This window comes from Myxococcus dinghuensis (assembly GCF_024198235.1).
Classification (GTDB): Bacteria; Myxococcota; Myxococcia; order Myxococcales; family Myxococcaceae; genus Myxococcus; species Myxococcus dinghuensis.
The window spans coordinates 308,018-326,479 of record NZ_JAKCFB010000006.1 but is presented as its reverse complement, the minus strand read 5'-3'; the positions used below and the strand labels follow the sequence as shown (position 1 = coordinate 326,479).

Annotated in this window: 14 protein-coding genes; 11 read left to right on the top strand and 3 right to left on the bottom strand. The window is 70.2% G+C overall.

All coding sequences use genetic code 11. The features are described 5' to 3' along the window. Positions 1 to 19: 19 nt before the first annotated feature. From LZ198_RS11940 to menE, 6 genes are read left to right on the top strand one after another with little or no spacing between them, the layout of a single operon-like run. Positions 20 to 1,330 carry an isochorismate synthase gene (locus tag LZ198_RS11940; RefSeq protein WP_253972042.1) on the top strand — a complete coding sequence of 437 codons (1,311 nt, stop codon included), beginning with the start codon at positions 20 to 22 and terminating at the stop codon, positions 1,328 to 1,330. Beyond that, on the top strand, positions 1,314 to 3,086 hold the full coding sequence (menD, locus tag LZ198_RS11935; protein ID WP_253972041.1) for a 2-succinyl-5-enolpyruvyl-6-hydroxy-3-cyclohexene-1-carboxylic-acid synthase: 1,773 nt from the start codon (positions 1,314 to 1,316) through the stop codon (positions 3,084 to 3,086). The genes LZ198_RS11940 and menD overlap by 17 nt, the downstream gene beginning before the upstream one ends. Next, complete coding sequence (gene menH / locus LZ198_RS11930; RefSeq protein ID WP_253972040.1) at positions 3,077 to 3,937, top strand: 2-succinyl-6-hydroxy-2,4-cyclohexadiene-1-carboxylate synthase; 861 nt, start codon at positions 3,077 to 3,079, stop codon at positions 3,935 to 3,937. Before menD ends, menH begins: the two co-directional genes overlap by 10 nt. Next, positions 3,934 to 4,857 carry a 1,4-dihydroxy-2-naphthoate polyprenyltransferase gene (locus LZ198_RS11925; protein ID WP_323382427.1) on the top strand — a complete coding sequence of 308 codons (924 nt, stop codon included), beginning with the start codon at positions 3,934 to 3,936 and terminating at the stop codon, positions 4,855 to 4,857. The genes menH and LZ198_RS11925 overlap by 4 nt, the downstream gene beginning before the upstream one ends. 9 nt (positions 4,858 to 4,866) lie before the next feature. Then, complete coding sequence (locus tag LZ198_RS11920; RefSeq protein ID WP_253972039.1) at positions 4,867 to 6,027, top strand: mandelate racemase/muconate lactonizing enzyme family protein; 1,161 nt, start codon at positions 4,867 to 4,869, stop codon at positions 6,025 to 6,027. Next, entirely contained in the window at positions 6,024 to 7,466 is a 1,443-nt protein-coding gene (menE, locus tag LZ198_RS11915) for an o-succinylbenzoate--CoA ligase (protein WP_253972038.1), read from the top strand. The genes LZ198_RS11920 and menE overlap by 4 nt, the downstream gene beginning before the upstream one ends. A gap of 164 nt (positions 7,467 to 7,630) precedes the next feature. Here the strand turns inward: menE and LZ198_RS11910 are convergent, their stop codons facing one another. After that, entirely contained in the window at positions 7,631 to 7,846 is a 216-nt protein-coding gene (locus LZ198_RS11910) for a hypothetical protein (RefSeq protein WP_253972037.1), read from the bottom strand. A gap of 395 nt (positions 7,847 to 8,241) precedes the next feature. Between LZ198_RS11910 and LZ198_RS11905 the strand changes: the two genes are divergently transcribed. Continuing rightward, positions 8,242 to 9,900, top strand: coding sequence for a bifunctional 3-(3-hydroxy-phenyl)propionate/3-hydroxycinnamic acid hydroxylase (locus LZ198_RS11905; RefSeq protein WP_407667408.1), 1,659 nt, complete (start codon positions 8,242 to 8,244; stop codon positions 9,898 to 9,900). 81 nt (positions 9,901 to 9,981) lie between these two features. On the opposite strand, the gene LZ198_RS11900 is transcribed toward LZ198_RS11905, so the two are convergent. Together LZ198_RS11900 and LZ198_RS11895 are read right to left on the bottom strand one after the other, a co-directional pair. Further along, positions 9,982 to 10,734, bottom strand: coding sequence for a hypothetical protein (locus LZ198_RS11900; protein ID WP_253972035.1), 753 nt, complete (start codon positions 10,732 to 10,734; stop codon positions 9,982 to 9,984). A 25-nt stretch (positions 10,735 to 10,759) separates the two neighbouring features. Continuing rightward, positions 10,760 to 12,904: a PilZ domain-containing protein gene (locus LZ198_RS11895; protein ID WP_253972034.1), complete on the bottom strand. Its 2,145-nt coding sequence runs from the start codon at positions 12,902 to 12,904 to the stop codon at positions 10,760 to 10,762. Positions 12,905 to 13,331: 427 nt separating this feature from the next. On the opposite strand from LZ198_RS11895, the gene LZ198_RS11890 reads away from it, so the two are divergent. The 4 genes from LZ198_RS11890 (at position 13,332) to sdhA (ending at position 18,447) form a co-directional block, all read left to right on the top strand. After that, on the top strand, positions 13,332 to 13,868 hold the full coding sequence (locus tag LZ198_RS11890) for a histidine kinase (protein ID WP_253972033.1): 537 nt from the start codon (positions 13,332 to 13,334) through the stop codon (positions 13,866 to 13,868). A 180-nt stretch (positions 13,869 to 14,048) separates the two neighbouring features. Next, positions 14,049 to 15,347 (top strand): NADP-dependent isocitrate dehydrogenase, encoded by a 1,299-nt coding sequence (gene icd, locus LZ198_RS11885; protein WP_253972032.1) that lies wholly within the window; start codon positions 14,049 to 14,051, stop codon positions 15,345 to 15,347. Positions 15,348 to 15,379: 32 nt separating this feature from the next. Next, complete coding sequence (mdh, locus tag LZ198_RS11880; protein ID WP_253972031.1) at positions 15,380 to 16,324, top strand: malate dehydrogenase; 945 nt, start codon at positions 15,380 to 15,382, stop codon at positions 16,322 to 16,324. 248 nt (positions 16,325 to 16,572) lie between these two features. Beyond that, positions 16,573 to 18,447, top strand: coding sequence for a succinate dehydrogenase flavoprotein subunit (gene sdhA / locus LZ198_RS11875; protein WP_323382440.1), 1,875 nt, complete (start codon positions 16,573 to 16,575; stop codon positions 18,445 to 18,447). Positions 18,448 to 18,462 lie beyond the last annotated feature (15 nt).

The following is an 18,462-nucleotide window of genomic DNA, read 5'->3' as shown; positions in this document are numbered from 1 at the left end:
TCGCGGATGAGGACCGCTGATGAAGACGCTCAATCCCGTTGAGAGCCAGCGCTGGGTGGCAGGAGTGATGCCCCTGGCGGCGGTGGATCCGCTCTCCGGGGCGGAGGCCCTGGGCGTCCCGTCGGTCTACTGGGAGCGTCCCCTGGAGCAGGAGGCCGCGGCGGGTTGGGGCGAGGCGGCGGTGCGGGTGGCCTCGGAGCCCGGGCAGGTGCCCGCGGTGCTCGCGTCGTTGAGCGAGCTCCCCTTGCGCTGGTTGGGGGATGTCCCCGCGTCGATGCCGGGGCCCTGGTTCGGCGGTGTCCGTTTCGGCGCCACGGGGCGACCGGACGGGGACTGGGCGTCGCACGGCGTCTCCCGGTGGACGCTCCCGGAGGTGCTGGTCTGGCGCGCCGGGGGCCAGCTGCTGGCGGCGGCGTTCGCTCCGGAGTCCCAAGGCGGGGAGGACGCGGTGCGCTCGCGGCTGGAGCGGGTGCGCGCGTGCTTCCCGAGCGCCTATCGGCACGCGCGCGGAGACGCCGTGGCGTTGTCGCTCGCGTCGTCCCGGGAGGAGTTCGAGTCGCGGGTGGACCGGGCGGTGGAGGCCATCGCCGCGGGGAGCCTCCAGAAGGTGGTGCTGGCGCGGGCGCTCGACGCGCAGGCGCCCGAGTCCTTCGACGTGGTGGACGTGCTGGCGAGGCTGCGCGAGCAGAACCCGCGCTGCGCGACCTTCTTGTTCCGGGCGCCGGACGGGGCGTGCTTCGTGGGCGCGACGCCGGAGACGCTGTGTCGGGTGGAGGGCCGCGTGCTGGAGACGGAGGCGCTGGCGGGAACGGCGGCTCCTCAACTGGCCGAGGGGTTGCGAGGGCAGGACAAGGACGTGCGCGAGCACGAGGCGGTGGTGCGCTACATCCTCGCGACGCTGCGCACGCTGGCCTCGGACGTGAAGGCCGACGCGGAGCCTCGGCTCCTGGCGCTGAAGAACGTGGTGCACCTGCGCACGGGCATCCGCGCGGAGCTGCGGGAGGGCGTGACGGCGGCGCAGGTGGTGGGGGCGTTGCACCCCACGCCGGCGGTGGGCGGGACGCCCCGTGAGCGCGCGCTGGCCTTCCTGGTGGAGCACGAGGGGTTGGACCGTGGGTGGTACGCGGGGCCGGTCGGGTGGGTGGGGCCCCGCCGGGTTCATCTGGTCGTGGCGCTGCGCTCCGCGCTGGTGCGGGGCGCGCGAGCGAGGCTGTTCGTGGGATGCGGAATCGTGGCCGGCTCCATCGCGGAGGCGGAGTGGCGGGAGACGGAGATGAAGAGTCTGGCCATGTTGCGGGCGCTGGGAGGCGGGGATGTCGGCCGACGTTAACGTCAACGTGTTGTGGGCGCGCGCGCTCCTCGAGGAGCTGGTGCGCGGTGGCGTGCGCCACGCCGTGGTGTGCCCGGGTTCCCGCTCGTCGCCGCTCGCGCTCGCGTGCGCGCGCATGGAGGGGCTGCGCACCTGGTCCGTCATCGACGAGCGAGGCGCGGGCTTCTTCGCGCTCGGGCTGGCGAAGCACTCGCGCACGCCGGTGGTGCTGGTCGCCACCAGCGGCACGGCGGGAGCCCATTTCTATCCGGCCGTCATCGAGGCCTCGCTGTCGCACGTCCCGCTCATCGTGCTGACGGCGGACCGTCCGCTGGAGCTGCAGGGCTGGGGGGCCGCGCAGACGGTGCCCCAGGCGCGCTTCTATGGTGAGCACGCGCGCTACTTCGCGGACCTGGGCCTGGCCGAGGCGAGCGAGGTCGCCCTGATGCACCTGCGCGCCACGGCGGCGCGCGCGGTGGCGACGGCGAAGCGCGCGCCCCGAGGGGCCGTGCAGCTCAACGTCCCGTTCCGCGAGCCGCTGGCCCCCGTGGCCGAGCCCTTCGGTGAGGAGCGGCTGTCCGCGCTGGTGAAGGCGGGGCGTCCGGGCGCGCCCCTCACGCACATCGTCCCCCCGGTGCCGGTGCCGGACCCGGCGGTGCTGGAGGCCGTGCGGCGGCGCATCGCCTCCACCGAGCGGGGTGTCATCGTGTGTGGTCCGCGCGACGAGGTCGACGGCTTCGGCGAGGCCATCGCCGCGTTGTCCCTGGCGACGGGCTACCCGGTGCTGGCCGAGTCGGTCTCCCAGGCGCGCTACGGCGGTGGTCCGCTCACGCTGTCGTACTACGACGCGGTGTTGCGGCATGCCCCCTTCGCGAAGTCGCACAGGCCGGAGCTGGTGCTGCGCTTCGGGGGCGGGCTCACGCCGAAGGCTCCCCAGCAGTGGCTGGATGCGTCGGGCGCGGAGGTGGTCCTCTTCAGTGACGAGGGCGGCCTGTTCGACCCGGGGCATCGCGCGGCCACGGTGGTGGAGGGCTCGTCCGTGGCGGCGTGTGAGTCGCTCGCGAAGGGGCTGTCCCGTGGCGCGGCGGGGAAGTGGCCCCAGGCGTTCCTCGTGGCGGAGCGGTTGGCGCGAGGCGCCCTGGAAGCCGCGTTCGCGGAGCGCCCGGACCACCTCAGCGAGCCGCGCATCGCGCGCGAGGTGGTGGCCGCGCTGCCGTCGGGTTCTCCGCTGTTCGTGTCCAGCAGCATGCCCATCCGGGACGTGGACGCGTTCGCGCCCGCGGGGCCGGTGCCGCTGCGGGTGCTGGCGAACCGCGGCGCCAACGGCATCGACGGCATCGTGTCCAGCGCGCTCGGGGTCGCGGCGTCGGCGGGACGTCCCACGGTGTTGCTCACGGGGGACCTGGCGTTGCTGCACGACGTCGGCGCCTTCGTCACGGCGGCGCGCTCGCGCGTGCCCCTCACCGTCGTCGTGGTGAACAACGATGGGGGCGGCATCTTCTCGTTCCTGCCCATCGCGCAGGTGGCGAAGCAGGACGAGTTCGAGGCGCTGTTCGGCACGCCGCACGGCGTGGACCTGTCGCATGCGGCGGCGCTGGGCGGCGCGCGGTTCCACCGGCCGACGACGCCCGCGGGGCTCCGCTCGGCGGTGCGCGAAGGCCTCGAGGGGGGCCTGCACGTGGTCGAGGTGCAGGTGGACCGGGCCGCGAACGTGGATGACCACCGGCAGCTCTTCGCTCGGATGGCGACCGCCATCGGGGAGGGACCATGGGCGTGACGCTGGCGTACGAGACGTGGGGCGACGGCTCCCGGCCGCTCGTGCTGCTCCACGGCTTCACGGGCAATCGGACCTCGTTCGATGGCCTGCGTCCGTTGCTCGGGCCCGCGGTGAAGGCCATCGTCGTGGACCTGCCGGGCCATGGCGCCACGCCGCTGCCCGAGCGCACCGGGCGCGAGGGCTTCGTCGAGACGGTGGACGCGCTGGTGGCCCTCGTCGACTCGCTGGGGCTGGGCCCCGTGGACCTGTTGGGCTATTCGCAGGGCGCGCGGGTGGCGCTGGCCGCGGCGGTGCGCGCGCCCGAGCGCTTCGGTCGGCTCATCATGGAGAGTGGCTCTCCGGGCCTGCATCGCCGTCAGGAGCGGGCGGAGCGCAGGGAGTCGGACGCCCAGCTCGCGACCTTCCTCCGGACGCACGGCGTGGACGCCTTCGTCGAGCGTTGGGAGGCGCTGCCCCTGTTCGACGGGCTGCGGGCGATGCCCGAGGAGCGCCAGGCGGCGCTGCGCGCCAATCGCCGCGCGTGCACGGTGGAGGGGCTCGCGGGGGCGCTGGAGTGCATGGGCACGGGGACCCAGCCGGATTACTGGCCGGAGCTGCACCGTCAGCGCCTGCCGACGCTGCTGCTCACCGGGACGCGGGACGAGAAGTTCACGACCATCGCGCGCCGCATGGCGGCCGAGCTGCCCGTGGTGTGGCGGTACTCGTTCGCGGACGCGGGGCACGCGCCGCACCTGGAGGCGCCGGAGGCCTACGCACGCGAGGTGCTGGGCTTCCTCCAGACGCCCTGGTACGAGGCGCCGCAGTTCGAGGGGGCCGCCACCCCGGCGGCTCCGGAGAGGGTGAACCCGTGAGCACGTCCGTCCCAGGAGTCCCGACCGCCGAAGCGAAGCCCCGGCCCACGGTGAAGACGTGGCTGATGGCGGTGCGCCCGAAGACGTTGACGGCGGCGCTGGTGCCGGTGCTGGTGGGGACGACGCTCGCGTTCGGCCTGGGCGTGGGGCGCCTGTTGCCCGCCCTGGCGGCGCTGCTGGGCGCGGTGCTCATCCAGATCGGCACCAACTTCATCAACGACTACTACGACTTCAAGAAGGGCGCGGACACGCACGAGCGGCTCGGCCCCGTGCGCGTGACACAGAGCGGACTCATCGCGCCCTCCACGGTGATGGCGGGCGCGGCGGTGTGCTTCGCGCTGGCCACGGCGGTGGGGGCCTACCTCGTGGTGGTGGGCGGCTGGCCCATCGTCGTCATCGGCCTGTTGTCGCTGTTGTGTGGCTACGCGTACACCGGCGGCCCCTATCCGCTGGGCTACAACGGCCTGGGCGACCTGTTCGTGTTCATCTTCTTCGGGCTGGTCGCCGTGACGGGCACCTTCTACGTGCAGGCGGGCATGGTGCACCCGGCGGCGTGGTGGGCGGCCGTGCCGGTGGGCGCCAGCGGGACGATGATCATCGTCGTCAACAACCTGCGCGACGTGACCACCGACGTGAAGGCGGGCAAGCGGACCCTGGCGGTGCGCTTCGGCACGACGGCGGGCAAGGCCGAGTACGTGGCCCTGCTGGGGGTGTCGTTCCTGACGCCGGTCGCGATGTACCTCACCCAGATGGCGAGCCCCTGGGTCTTCCTGTCGTTCCTGAGCCTGCCGTTCGCGGTGCCGCCGCTGAAGCTCGTGCTGGGCGCGCAGGGCGCGGCCCTGAACCCGGCGCTGGGGGGGACGGCGCGGTTCCAGCTTTTCTACGGCGTGCTGTTCGGCCTGGGGCTGTACCTGAGATGATGTGAGCCCATGCGCATCGTCCAGGCGACGCTGACCCCGCTGCGGCTGGAGCTGCTCCAGCCCCTGAAGACATCCCGCGGTACCTACTCCGCGCGCGAGGGTTTCCTCGTGCGGTTGGAGGACGAGGAGGGCCGCATCGGGCTCGGCGAGGCGATGCCGCTGCCCGAGTTCGGCACGGAGTCTCATGCGCTCTGCGGCGAGGTGCTCGCGGCGTGGCTGGGCTCGCTGAAGGGCGAGACGCTGGGAGACAGCGTGCGCGCGGTGGAGGACACCCTGTCGCCGTTCGCGCCCACCCTGGCCCGGGGCGAGGGCGTCCGCATCCGCTCGCGCCACCCCGCGCCGTCGGGCCCGGTCCCGGCCGCGGAGCACGCGCTGGAGCTCGCGTTGCTCGACCTGCTCGCCCGGCGCCAGGGCGTGCCCTTGTGCTGGCTGCTGGCGGAGGAGGCGCGTCCGGAGGTGGTGGTCAACGCGCTGCTCGGCGCGGAGTCACCCCAGGCGCTCGCGCAGGAGGCGCGCGCGGCCGTGGCCGAGGGCTTCGGCACGCTGAAGCTGAAGGTCGCCATCCGTTCGCTCGAGGACGACGAGCAGCGCGTGAAGGCGGTGCGCGAGGCGGTGGGGCCGGACGTGAAGCTGCGGTTGGACGCCAATGGCGGCTGGTCCGAGTCCGACGCGAAGCGCGCGCTCGACAAGCTGGGCTGGTATGGCCTGGAGCTGGTGGAGCAGCCGACGGCGCCGGACGACCTCGCGGCCCTGTGGCGGGTGCAGCGTCGCGCCCCTTGCATCATCGCGGCGGACGAGTCGCTCGGCTCGCCGGACGCGCTGCGGGCGCTGCTCGCCGTCGACCCGCTGCTGGGCGGCGGCCCGGCGGTGGGGGCGGTGGTGCTCAAGCCGATGGTGCTGGGCGGCTTGCTCCCGGGGCTGGTGGTGGCGATGCGCGCGGCGCGGCTCGGCATGCAGGCGTACGTGACGAGCTCGCTCGACGGCGTCGTGGCCCGGGCGGGGGCGGCGCACCTCGCGGCGGCCTTGCCCTCGGGTTCGCTCGCGTCGGGGCTCGCGGTGGGGCGCCTCTTCGCACGGGAGCCCGAGGCGCATGAGTACAAGCCCGTTCACGGGCGCATCCGCCTCCCGGAGACCTCCGGGCTGGGCCTGGAACCAGGAGTGGTCGTGTGACGTCGCTGTCGTGTCCCATCCGCGAAGGGGCCGCGCATCACCCCGATGCGCAGGCGCTGACCTTCGCGGGGCGCTCGTGGTCGTACCGCGAGCTGGATGAAGCGGTGGGGCACTGGGTGGCGGCGCTGGAGGCCCGGGGCATCGCCTCGGGACAGCGCGTGGCGCTCCTGGCGACGAACCACGCGGACTCGGTGTTCCTCTTCTGGGCCCTGGGGCGCCTGGGTGCGGTGCTCGCGCCCCTCAACGCGCGCCTCACCGCCTCGGAGCTCGCCCCGCTCGTCGACGACGTCGAACCGGCCCTGGTGCTGGCGCTCGCGTCGCTCCGCGAGAAGTTCCCGCGCGCCGAACCCCTCGAAGCCTTCGCGTCGTCCGCGACCTCGGCCACCTGTGGTGCGCTCGAGGTGTCCTCGCCGCGCGTGGTGCTCTTCACGAGTGGGACGACGGGGCGCCCGAAGGGCGCGGTGCTGACGGAGGGGAACTTCCGCGCCTCCTGCCGGGCCTCCGCCGCGAACCTGGGGACCCACCCCGCGCCGCGCTGGCTCGGTACGCTGCCGCTGTTCCACGTCGGCGGGTTGTCGATGTTGACGCGCACCGCGTACGAGGGCGGCTGCCTCGTCCTGCACGAGCGCTTCGACGTCGACTCCGCCAATCGGGCCTTCGACGAGGAGGCCGTGTCTCACGCGAGCCTCGTGGCGACGACGCTCGAGCGCGTGCTGGATGCGCGGGGAGGGCGGCGGATGCCCTCCACCTTCGAGGTCGCGTTGATCGGTGGAGGCCCCGTCCCGGTGCCTCTGTTGGAGCGGGCGCGGGCCGTGGGGCTCGTCGCGCTCCAGACGTATGGGCTCACCGAGTCGTGTTCCCAGGCCGCCACGGAGCGCCCCGGCGATGCGGATGGCAGGACGGCGGGCCCCGCGTTGCCAGGGGTCGAGGTCCGCGTCGTCGGCCCGTCGGGCGCGCCGTGTGGCCCCGGAGAGGAGGGGGACATCCAGGTGCGCGGTCCCACGGTGATGTCGGGCTACTGGCGTCGCCCCGAAGCCACGCGCGAGGCGCTGCGCGACGGCTGGCTGCACACGAAGGACCTGGGCGTGGTCGATGCGCGAGGCCGCCTCACCGTGCTGTCTCGCCGCACCGACCTCATCCTGCGCGGTGGAGAGAACGTCTATCCCGCGGAGGTCGAGGCCGTGCTCATCAACCACCCGGCGGTGCAGGAGGCCGCGGTGGTGGGCATCGCGGACGCGCGCTGGGGCGAGGTGCCCGTGGCCTTCCTCGTGCCGCGTGTCGGTCAGGAGCGCCCGGACGTGGACGCACTCGCGGACTGGTGCCGGCGGGACCTCGCCGGTTTCAAACAGCCGGTGCGCTTCATCTGGCGGGAGGCACTCCCGCGCAACGCGATGGGCAAGCTCGAACGCCAGGTGCTCCGCCAGGACGCGAGTCACTGAAGGACAGTGGCGCCAGGAGGTCCGCGAGGGTTCGCGGTGGATTGATATGTGAATCAATTCCCGCTCGTGCCCGATGAGCGCTGGCCAGGGTGCCAGGCGGGCGGGCGAACGGGCGGCTCCTCACTTGCTTGGCGGGAGCCGAGCCGTTCGCGTCGAGGCGGTGTTCAGCTCTCGGTGGCGGGGTGGCCCCACGGATTGGTGCGCGGGTACTCGCGCAGCATCGCGGTCAGCCGATACACGGACGAGACGGTGGTCGCGCCGGCGCGGACTCTGCGCGTCAGGCTGGCCCTCCGTTCCGCCACGGCCCCGATCCGGGCCGCCTGTTGCGCGAGCTGTCGCTCCACTTCGGGGGACCAGCGGGAGAATTCGAGCCATTCCATGGGACTGCTCCTTCGCGAACCACACGTGAGGGGGACATGGACGAAACACCTGTCCCGGGCGGAATGCACGACGCCCTGCGTCGCTTCCCGGTGTCACTGCCGTCTTCCAGACAGGGAACGTACGCGTCGCACGGCCGTTTGATTCCATGTGGACGCAATCTTGAAGTGCACAGAAAACCCTCCACCCACCTTGGAACATGACGGGAACCCACCGGGTGTGGGTCGCCTCGCGGGTGTCTGAGAATACGCGCCGGATTTGCAACGGATTCACTACGCCGGGCGTGAATCGCAAACATGCAAGGAATTCGACGCGCGGCGTTCTCTGGGTGGGGGGACGTGATTCGGAAAATCCGTGACACGGATAGAGACATGGCCTGGGCGGTCGGCCGGGACCAATGGCAACTCATTCCTTGTCATGTCTGGAGGTGGCCGTGTTGCAAAAGACCGTTGACGTCATCATCGTGGGCTGTGGGCCGGTGGGCGCCATGGCGGCGAACCTGCTCGGGCAGCGAGGCATCTCGACGTTGGTGGTGGAGCGCGAGCTCTCCGCGCACGGACAGTCGCGCGCCATCAGCGTGGATGACGAGGCCCAGCGCATCTTCCAGGCCGCGGGACTGGAGGGCGAGCTGGGCGTCGGTTTCCATCCCTGCAAGCGGCTGCAGTATCTCGATGACGACCTCCGCGTGCTGGCGGAGGTGGACTTCACGAAGCTCGACGAGCCCAACGGTCATCCCGTGGGCGCGCTCTTCCAGCAGCCTCGGATGGAGGAGGCCCTGCGCCGGGGGATGGCGCGCTTCGCGCACGTCGAGTTGTGGCGCGGTCACCTGGTGGAGTCCTTCGTCCAGGGTGACGGAGGCCTCACGGCCCACGTGCGAGACGTCATCACGTCGCGCACGACGCTGGTGAGGGCGAAGTACCTGCTGGGCGCGGACGGCGCGCACAGCGCCATCCGGCGCATGCTGGGCCTGAAGCTGGAGGGCTCCACGGGGTTGGAGCACGCGCTCGCCATCACCGTGGGGACCTCCTCTCCGGAGCCTGACTTCTCCTGTTACCTATGCGGGCCAGCGCGGCGGGGCTTCGTCACGCGCACGGCGAAGGACGAGATGCGCTTCGACATCATGGTCCCCGCGGGCGTGGACCTGGACGCGGTCCGCCAGCCGGAGTCGGTGCGCGCGTTGATCGCGCCGTACATAGACCTGTCGACCGTCGAGGTCCGCTCGGCCAACGTGTACTCGTACCACAGCCGCATCGTGAGCCACTGGCGGGTGGGGCGCGTCTTCTTGCTGGGGGACGCGGCGCACCTCATGCCGCCGTTCCTGGGACAGGGGTTGTGCGCGGGCCTGCGCGACGCGCTCAACCTCGCGTGGAAGCTGGCCAGCGTCCTGGCGGGGGCCGCGGCGGAGTCGCTCCTGGAGACATACGAGGTGGAGCGGCGCGACCACGTCGAGGCGCTCATCCGCAGCTCGGACGCGATGGGGCGGGTGATGATGTCGGGCGGAGCGCTCGTGTCTCGCCTGCGCAACCTGCTCATCCAGGTGCTCTACCGGCTGCCGTTCACCGGTCCCTTCATCCGGGAGTTCCGCGCGCGGCCCGTCGTCCCGCTCCGGCGCGGCTTCCTCCTCGGGGGTGTGCGGGCCAAGGATGGGGTGGAGGGCACCTTGTTCCCCCAGCCCCGCGTCGAGGTGTCGGACGGGACGCTCGCGCGGCTCGACGACGTGCTCGGGCCGGGCTTCGTGCTGCTGACCCGGCCAGGGGCGTCGCGTGAGCTCCGGACGGAGGCGCGCACGTTGGCGGAGTCGCTGGGGATGGGCGCTTGGAGCGTCTTGCCCGCACCGCATGCGGGCTTCGCGTCGTCCAACGCGGTGGTGGACGTGGGCGGAAGACTGGGGGACTGGTTCCTGCGCCACGCGGTGGACGTCGTGGTGCTACGTCCGGACCGGCATGTCTACGGGGCCGTGTCGGCGACGCGCTTCGCCGCGCTGCAGCGCTCGCTCAAGGGGCACCTGCGGCCGCGCCAGGGCACGGGCGAGCGCGACGTGCGCAGGGCGGGGTAGGGCGGCTGGAAACGACGAGGGGCGCCCGGGCCGGAAGGTGGCCCTGGGCGCCCCGGAGGCGTCAACCGACGGCGGTGTGACTCAGGCCGCGGCGACCTTCGCCTTCAGCATGCCCTGGGCCTGCTCGATGCAATCGCCGAGGAAGCGCAGGTAGATGTCGAGCGCCTCGGCGCCCGTCTTGGCGATGATCTCCGCCTTGTCGTCGGAGACCTGCTCCAGCAGCTTGTTGAGCATGACCTCGTTGAGGGCGGTGTGGCCCACGTCCAGCTCCGCGTGCTCCTTGAGGAAGGACATCTTCCTCAGCACGCCCTCGCCACAGACGCGCTGCGCCTGCTCCAGCAGGCCGGGGACGAAGACGACGGACAGGTTCTCGATCTCGTACTCGATGGCGACCTGCGCGGCGGGGACGGGACCGGCGATGGTGTCCTCGTGGATCCGGCGATAGTCGACCATGGACTGGGTGGGCGTCTGCTTCAGCAGCGCGGACGCATCCAGCTTCTCGGTGTTCTTGGAGTTCCAGCTCTCCACGAGGCCCTTCGCGTCCTCGACCATCATCAGGTGATGGCCTTCCTCGTGCTTCGCGTGGGTGATGAGCTTCTCGCCCACTTCCTTCATGCCCGCCCGGACCGTGGCCTCGCCGGCGCGGCGGATCCACCCGTCCACGGGCTCCGTCATGAAGACGCCGCGCGAGTTGTACTGGATGAGGAAGGCCTCGACGAACGCCGGGTCTGCCTTGGGATCCAGCAGCTTCTGGAGGGCGGGGGACGTCTTGAGACGCTCGCGTGCGGCGGCGACGTGCGGAACGTACTTCTGCTCCACGAGTTGCTTGCTCATGTTTTGAACCCCTGTGGTGTTGGTGTTACCGCGAATTGTGTGGGCCGCGGCGCCCGATGGTGAGCTCGCTGATGTGCTCGAGGTAGTCGGGGATCAGCTTGGCGGAGATGATCCACAGATAGGGATCAGGTCCGCCGTGGATGCCGGCCTCCTCGATGTAGCTACCGCCCTCGTCCTCACAGATGAAGTGGAACGAGCGGCGTTTGCGCGCCGAGTACCAGCGGCGCGCGGCGTCCACCAACGCCACGAAGGTGGACGGTCCTTCCTCGGTCAGCGGGAAGAGCCGGGTCATGTCCAGCATCGAGTACAGGTTCGTACCCTGCTGACCCAGCTCCATCACCGCCGCGGCCACGGCGACGCCGTTGATCCGCGCGACCACGGTTCCTCGCTCGCGCTCCAGGCCGAACCCCTCCCAGCGGGCCTGGATGCGACGCATGTCGAAGCGCTCACGCGTGAAGTCGAGCGCCTCCATGTAGCAGTTGGGGCGCGTGCGACCGATGGTCTCGATGAGCTGGGCGATCTCCTCCGGCGTGGCCGGAGCGATCTCGATGCCCTCGTGGGCGCGGCCCGTCAGCTCGTGCGAGTAGACATCCAGCATGCGCACGCGCTTGGTGAAGGACTGCTCGGGGTCCGCCGCCATCTGCCGCTCGGCGTAGCGCACGTGCGACTTGGCGATCCACGGGTTGAGCCCCTCGACGTAGGCCACCACCCACTTGCAGTCCGCGTCGCTCTGCGCGTGCTCGAAGGTCCGCACGTAGATGTCGCGCAGGATGCGGCCCGGCTCCATCACCGCCATCTGTGGCTTGCCCGGGCGCTTGGCCAGCTGGTGCAGGAGCCAGGAGTGCTCCTGGGTCCGCATGATGGAGATGGTCGCCTCGGGGCCGCGACCGGAGGGCCACACCGCCTGGCAGAAGAGCTGCGGGACCTCGGAGGCCCGCTGCGCCATGGTGCGGAACTGCAGGCGCAGGGCCTCGAACTCCTCGTGCGACTTGCCCGCCAGGCTGAAGAAGCCGGAGAGCGTGAACACGTCCCAGAGCCCCTCGGTCAGGCCCTCGGCCGTCCGCGTCGTCGGCGTCGTCGTCTGCGACACGAAGCTGACCCACCGCGCCTCGTCGGACGAGTAGGGCTGCACGCTCAGGCCGCACAGCACGAAGCCGTCCGGACGCACGCTGGTGACGTAGCGCAGCTCCCCACGCAGCGTCAGCGTCTGCCCCATGCCCGTGTCCAGCTCGATGTGGGGCGGCAGCAGGCCGGGGAACATCAGGTCCTCCGGCTTGCAACGGATGCACAGGCCTGAGAAGGACAGGTCCACCAGGTCCCGCTTCAGCTCGCCCAGCTCCCGCCACAGCGGGTGGTGCAGGCGGACGCTGGTGCCCTCGGGGGCGGGGACGCGGCGGTGCCAGCGGTGGCGGATGCGCTGCAACTGCGCGGGCAGGGGGGTGAGGAGCTGGTCCTCGGCGCCCCCCGTGGCCTCCAGGCGCATGCGGTACGCGCTGTTGTAGCCGATGATGTCGACCTCGTAGGGCGCCTCGCCCCACCCGGTCACCGTCTCGTCGACGCGCCACTCCAGCTGCCCCGTCGCGCTGTTGAGGCGCTCGAGCTCCATGCGCACCGAGCGGCCCATGCGGCGCAGCACGCCCTTGTTCCGCGCGGTGCAGATGGCCGCGAGGATGGCGCGGATGCGCTCGGCGTCCTCGATGGTGTCCTGCACCGGCAGCGCCGAGGCCGCCGGCTCCGCGACGCCGCGCTTGAGCGCGTCCGCCAGCATGTCGAGGATCTGCCGGCCCTGCTCCACCGTCACGCCCACCAGTTGGAGTCCCACCGGCGCGTTCACCGTCTCCGCGTCCGCGCGGATGAGCGCGCCCACCAGCGGCCCGATGGTGACGCCGCAGCCCTGCAGGAAGACGGGCAGCGTCGGCGCCTCCAGCGTGTTCACCGGACCGCGCGGCATCACCCACACCACCGTGGGGCTCAGGCGCGTGACTTCACCGATGAAGCCATCCGCCGTCAGCAGCGAGCAGGTGATCGCATCCGCGCCCTTGCCGTGCAGCGAGTAGCCCGAGTCGTCCAGCGCGGCCTCGGCCGGCGGCAGCGGAATCACATTGAGGAACGCGTCGCGGCTGTCGAACTCAACCCTCGAGCGCGCGGAGAGCGGGTTTCCCCCTTCCATGTTCAGGAGCCCCCTTCTCCGGTAGTGAGGAACGCCCGATGCGGTTGGCGAAGTTGCAAGCACGACAGTTCCTCCCTGCTCCAGCGGTGCGGCGGTAGGCGGCGTTTCGCTATGGGTCCGCATCATACGGAGTCAGCAGGAACAGTCAAATCGAATTTGTGCAGCCTTGCTGTTTTCGTCAAGGCGGGAATCTAGAACACTGGGTCAACCCTGACAGGGTTCTTCTCCAAATTTCACGAAGTGTATGCCCAGGACACGACAACAGTACGGCCAAGATGTCGCGTATCTGTAATGTTCGCAGTCAATCACGCCCTCGGCCCTTTCTCGTAGTGAAATGGAGCGTGTCGGGGGAAGCCACTAGAGTCACCTACCGTACGTCGTCGGTGAGACGAGGTGTGGGATGCGTGCAGCGGCGGAAATTCCAGGGGTGACGGCGAGTGAGGGCGCGGAGTCGGTCCGGGTGCCCGCGCGCGTGCCTTCCCTGGAGTTGGTGGAGGGCCCGGATTCGTTCCAGGTGAACCTGGGGAACGTGGCGACCGAGGCCCGGGCGCTGTTGGACGCGACGCACCGGCTGCACGGCGTGGATGTGACGCTGGACCTGCCGGATGACGCGGCGGTGGCGCGGGTGAGCCGGCGTCGCGCGGGGCAGGTGATGTTGCTCCTGCTGGCGCACGCGGCGGACCACGCGGGAGGGCAGGGCGTCCGGTTCGTGGTCGAGCCCCCCGACGACTTCGGTGACGAGGGACCGCGCTTCGCGGTGCGGACCCCGGACGCGCGGCTGTCCGGGCGCGAGTTGAACACGGCCCTCCTCTCACCCGTGCTGGCGGGCCCGCGTCATCGTCAGCTCGCGCGGGCGCGTGAGCTGGCGGAGGCGATGGGCGGTGAGCTGGTGGCGTCCTGTGACGAGCGCTCCGGGCTGTGTATCACCGTGAGCCTGCCCTCGACGGGGCTGTCCAGCTGGTAGCGTCGTCGTCGACGCGTCGTTCCCTCGGGTGCCAGGGCGGTCCTCGCCCGTCCGTGTCTCGCCGCTGGGTCCGATAAGTCCTGCAACCTGGAAGGGTGGCCAAACTCCTTGACGGGAGGGGGGCGGGTTCTCGACTATCCCGCGCCTTCTTACACGGTCACACCTTCCAGGAGTACGTCCATGGCGCCCCCGTCGTCCGGCGAGAAGATCTCCCTCCAGAACGGCAAGCTGTCGGTTCCGGATCATCCGATCATCCCCTACATCGAGGGTGACGGCACCGGCCGCGACATCTGGCGTGCCTCCCAGGCCGTCTTCGACGCCGCGGTGGAGAAGGCCTACAAGGGCAAGAAGAAGATCGCCTGGTACGAGGTCCTCGCGGGCGAGAAGTCGTTCAAGGCCGTCAACAACTGGCTGCCGGACGAGACGGTCGAGGCCTTCCGCACCTACCTGGTCGGCATCAAGGGCCCCCTGACGACGCCGGTGGGCGGCGGCATCCGCTCGCTGAACGTGGCGCTGCGCCAGATGCTCGACCTGTACGTCTGCCTGCGCCCCGTGCGGTACTTCAAGGGCGTGCCCAGCCCCGTGAAGACGCCGGAGAAGGTCGACATGACCATCTTCCGCGAGAACACGGAGGACATCTACGCGGGCATCGAGTTCGAGGCGGGCTCCGCGGCGGCGGAGAAGTTCCTCGGCCTGCTCAAGCAGGAGTTCCCGAAGGAGTTCGGGAAGATCCGCTTCCCGTCCGACATCGGCCTGGGTGTGAAGCCGGTGTCCAAGGAGGGCAGCGACCGGTTGATCCGCGCGGCCATCCAGTACGCGGTGGACCACAAGCGCAAGAGCGTCACCCTGGTCCACAAGGGCAACATCATGAAGTTCACCGAGGGCGCCTTCCGCAAGTGGGGCTACGAGCTGGCCGCCCGGGAGTTCGGTGACAAGGTCTACACCTGGGATCAGTGGGAGGTGACCAAGGCCGCCAAGGGCGAGGAGGCGGCGAACGCCGAGCAGAAGGCGGCGGTGACGGCGGGGAAGATCGTCATCAAGGACTCCATCGCGGACATCACCCTGCAGCAGGTGCTCACCCGTCCGGACGAGTTCGACGTCATCGCCACGCTCAACCTCAACGGCGACTACCTGTCTGACGCGCTGGCGGCGCAGGTGGGCGGCATCGGCATCGCGCCGGGCGGCAACATCAACTACGTCACCGGCCACGCCGTCTTCGAGGCGACGCACGGCACGGCGCCCAAGTACGCGGACCTGGACAAGGTGAACCCGGGCTCGGTCATCCTCTCCGGCGAGATGATGTTCCGGCACCTGGGCTGGCACGAGGCGGCGGACCTGATGATCCAGGGGATGGATCGCGCCATCGCGGCCAAGACGGTGACGTACGACTTCGCCCGCCTGATGAAGCAGGAGGGGCAGTCCGGTGTGACCGAGGTGAAGTGCTCCGAGTTCGGTCAGGCCATCATCAAGCACATGTAATCCCCTCACGGGGCACGGGAGACGGCGAATCCATGGCTCAGAATCGCAAGAAGAAGATTGGTCTCATCGGTGGCGGGCAGATCGGCGGCAACCTCGCGCTGCTCGCGGTGCAGAAGTCGCTGGGCGACGTGGTGCTCTACGACATCCCCGTGGCGGAGGGGCTGGTTAAGGGCAAGGCGCTGGACATCAACCAGCTGTCGGCGGTGGACGGCTATGACTGCCGCGTCACGGGCTCGACGGACTGGAAGGACGTCGCCGGCTCGGACGTCATCATCATCACCGCGGGCGTCCCCCGGAAGCCGGGCATGAGCCGGGAGGACCTGCTCGAGGTCAACCTGAAGATCATGAAGGACGTGGCGGCCAACATCAAGCAGCACGCCCCGGACGCCTTCGTCATCAACGTGGCCAACCCCCTGGACGCGATGGTGTTCGCGCTCCACAAGATCGCCGGCCTGCCGGACAACAAGGTCGTGGGCATGGCGGGCGTGCTGGACACCAGCCGCTTCAAGTGCTTCGTGGCGGAGGCCCTGGGCTCCTCCATCCGTGACGTGGAGGCGCTCGTCCTCGGCGGCCACGGCGACGACATGGTCCCCCTGGTGCGCCACAGCACCGTGGGCGGCGTGCCCCTGACGGAGCTCATCGCCAAGGACAAGCTGGACGCCATCGTCGACCGCACCCGCAAGGGCGGCGGCGAGCTGGTGGCCCTCTACAAGACGGGCAGCGCCTACTTCGGCCCCGCGGCCTCCGCCATCGCCATGGCGGAGAGCTACATCTTCGACCGCAAGCGCATCCTCCCGGGCGCGGCGCTGCTGAAGGGCCAGTACGGCATCAACGACTACTTCTTCGGCGTCCCCGTCCAGATCGGCGCGGGCGGCGTGGAGAAGATCATCACCGTCGACCTGAACGACGCCGAGAAGGCCGAGCTGACCAAGTCCTTCACGTCGGTCAAGGCGACGGTCGACTCCGTCAAGCTGTAAGCCGTGGATCCGGGAGTCCTGGACTCCCTTCCAGACGCAGGCGGCCCGCCGGCATGGCCCGGCGGGCCCCGCGTCTGATGCCGCGAATGACGCGGCCTTATCGCCCCAGGCGCCGTGGTTGCGGCGCTGTTTCGCCAAGTTAACTAGCCTGTAGAACTCGCACAGGGATGTCCGGAGCGTGGCGTGTCCGGAGAGGCACGCTGGCGATGGAAGGTGTGTCCGGCATCCTGGCAGTCAAGGAGACGATGATGGCAGCAGCAGCGCGGTTCACGGTGGTGGGCGGCGGTCTCGCGGGGCTGATGACGACGATCAAGCTCGCTGAGGCGGGTCATCAGGTGGATGTGCTCTCGCTCGTTCCGGTGAAGCGCTCCCACTCGGTTTGCGCTCAGGGCGGCATCAATGGTGCGGTGAACACCAAGGGCGAGGGCGACAGCCCGGAGATCCACGTCAAGGACACGCTGCGCGGCGGCGACTTCCTGGCGGAGCAGGTGTCCGTCAAGGGCATGTGCTACGCGGCCCCCAGCATCATCTACCTGCTGGACCGCATGGGCGTGACGTTCAACCGCACGCCGGAAGGGCTGCTCGACTTCCGCCGGTTCGGTGGCACGCTCCACCACCGCACCGCGTTCGCGGGCGCGACCACGGGCCAGCAGTTGCTCTACGCGCTGGACGAGCAGGTGCGCCGCTACGAGGCGGAGGGCAAGGTCACCAAGTACGAGTACTGGGAGTGGCTCGGCACGGTGAAGGACGAGAGCGGCCGCTGCATCGGCAGCGTGGCCGTGGACCTGCGGACCATGGAGATCCGCACCTTCCCGGCGGAGGCCGTGTGCCTCGCCACGGGTGGCCCGGGCATCGTCTTCGGCCGCTCGACGAACTCCATCATCAACACCGGCACCGCCGCGGGTCGCGCCTTCATGGAGGGCGCCATCTACGCCAACGGCGAGTTCATCCAGGTGCACCCGACCTCCATCCCGGGCGAGGACAAGCTGCGCCTGATGAGCGAGTCGGTCCGCGGCGAGGGTGGCCGCGTCTGGGTGCCCCGGAAGAAGGGTGACACGCGCGGGCCCCGGGACATCCCGGAGAGCGAGCGCTGGTACTTCCTCGAGGAGAAGTACCCCAAGTACAAGAACCTGGTCCCCCGCGACGTCGCCACGCGCGAGATCTTCATGGTCTGCCGCGACCTGGGCATGGGCATCGGCGGGCGCGACGGCGTGTACCTGGACGTCACGCACATCCCGGCCAAGACGCTGGACGCCAAGATCAAGGGCGTCATGGAGATCTACGAGAAGTTCGTGGGAGACGACCCGCGCGTCACGCCGATGGTCATCTTCCCGGGCATGCACTACTCCATGGGCGGCCTGTACGTGACGTTCGAGCCGAACAAGGACAACACCCCGCTGGAAGGCAGCCCGAAGAACCAGTCCACCAACATCCCGGGCCTGTACGCCGCGGGCGAGGCGGACTACGCGTTCCACGGCGCCAACCGCCTGGGCGCCAACTCCCTGCTGTCGTGCATCTACTCGGGCATGATCGGCGGCCCGGCGATGACCTCGTTCGCCAAGAACAACGAGACCAGCGCGGCGGCGATGCCGCAGAAGTACTTCCAGGACGCCAAGCGCTACTGGGAGGACCGCTTCGCCACCATCAAGAAGATGAACGGCCCGGAGAACCCGTACGGGCTGGCGAAGGAGCTGGGCGACGTGATGACGGAGAACTGCACCGTCGTCCGCTACAACGACCGGTTGAAGAAGACGGTGGAGAAGATCCGCGAGCTCAAGGGCCGCTGGAAGAACGTGAACGTGCTCGACACGGGCAACTCCTCCAACCGCTCGCTCTCGTACACCAACCAGCTGTGGAACATGCTGGAGCTGGGCGAGGTCATCGCCACCAGCGCGCTCCTGCGCGACGAGAGCCGCGGCGCGCACTACAAGCCGGACTTCTCGCTGCCCGAGCCCAAGACGAAGGACCCGAACAAGGATCCGGAGTGGATGGCGCAGTGGCAGAAGCGCCACGACAAGTGGGCGAAGACGACCATCGCGAAGTACGCGGAGCAGGGGCCGCAGATCTCCTACGAGGACGTCAAGACCGACGTGTTGTCGCCCGAGCCGCGCTGGTACGCGTGAGTCGCCGGGGAGTTC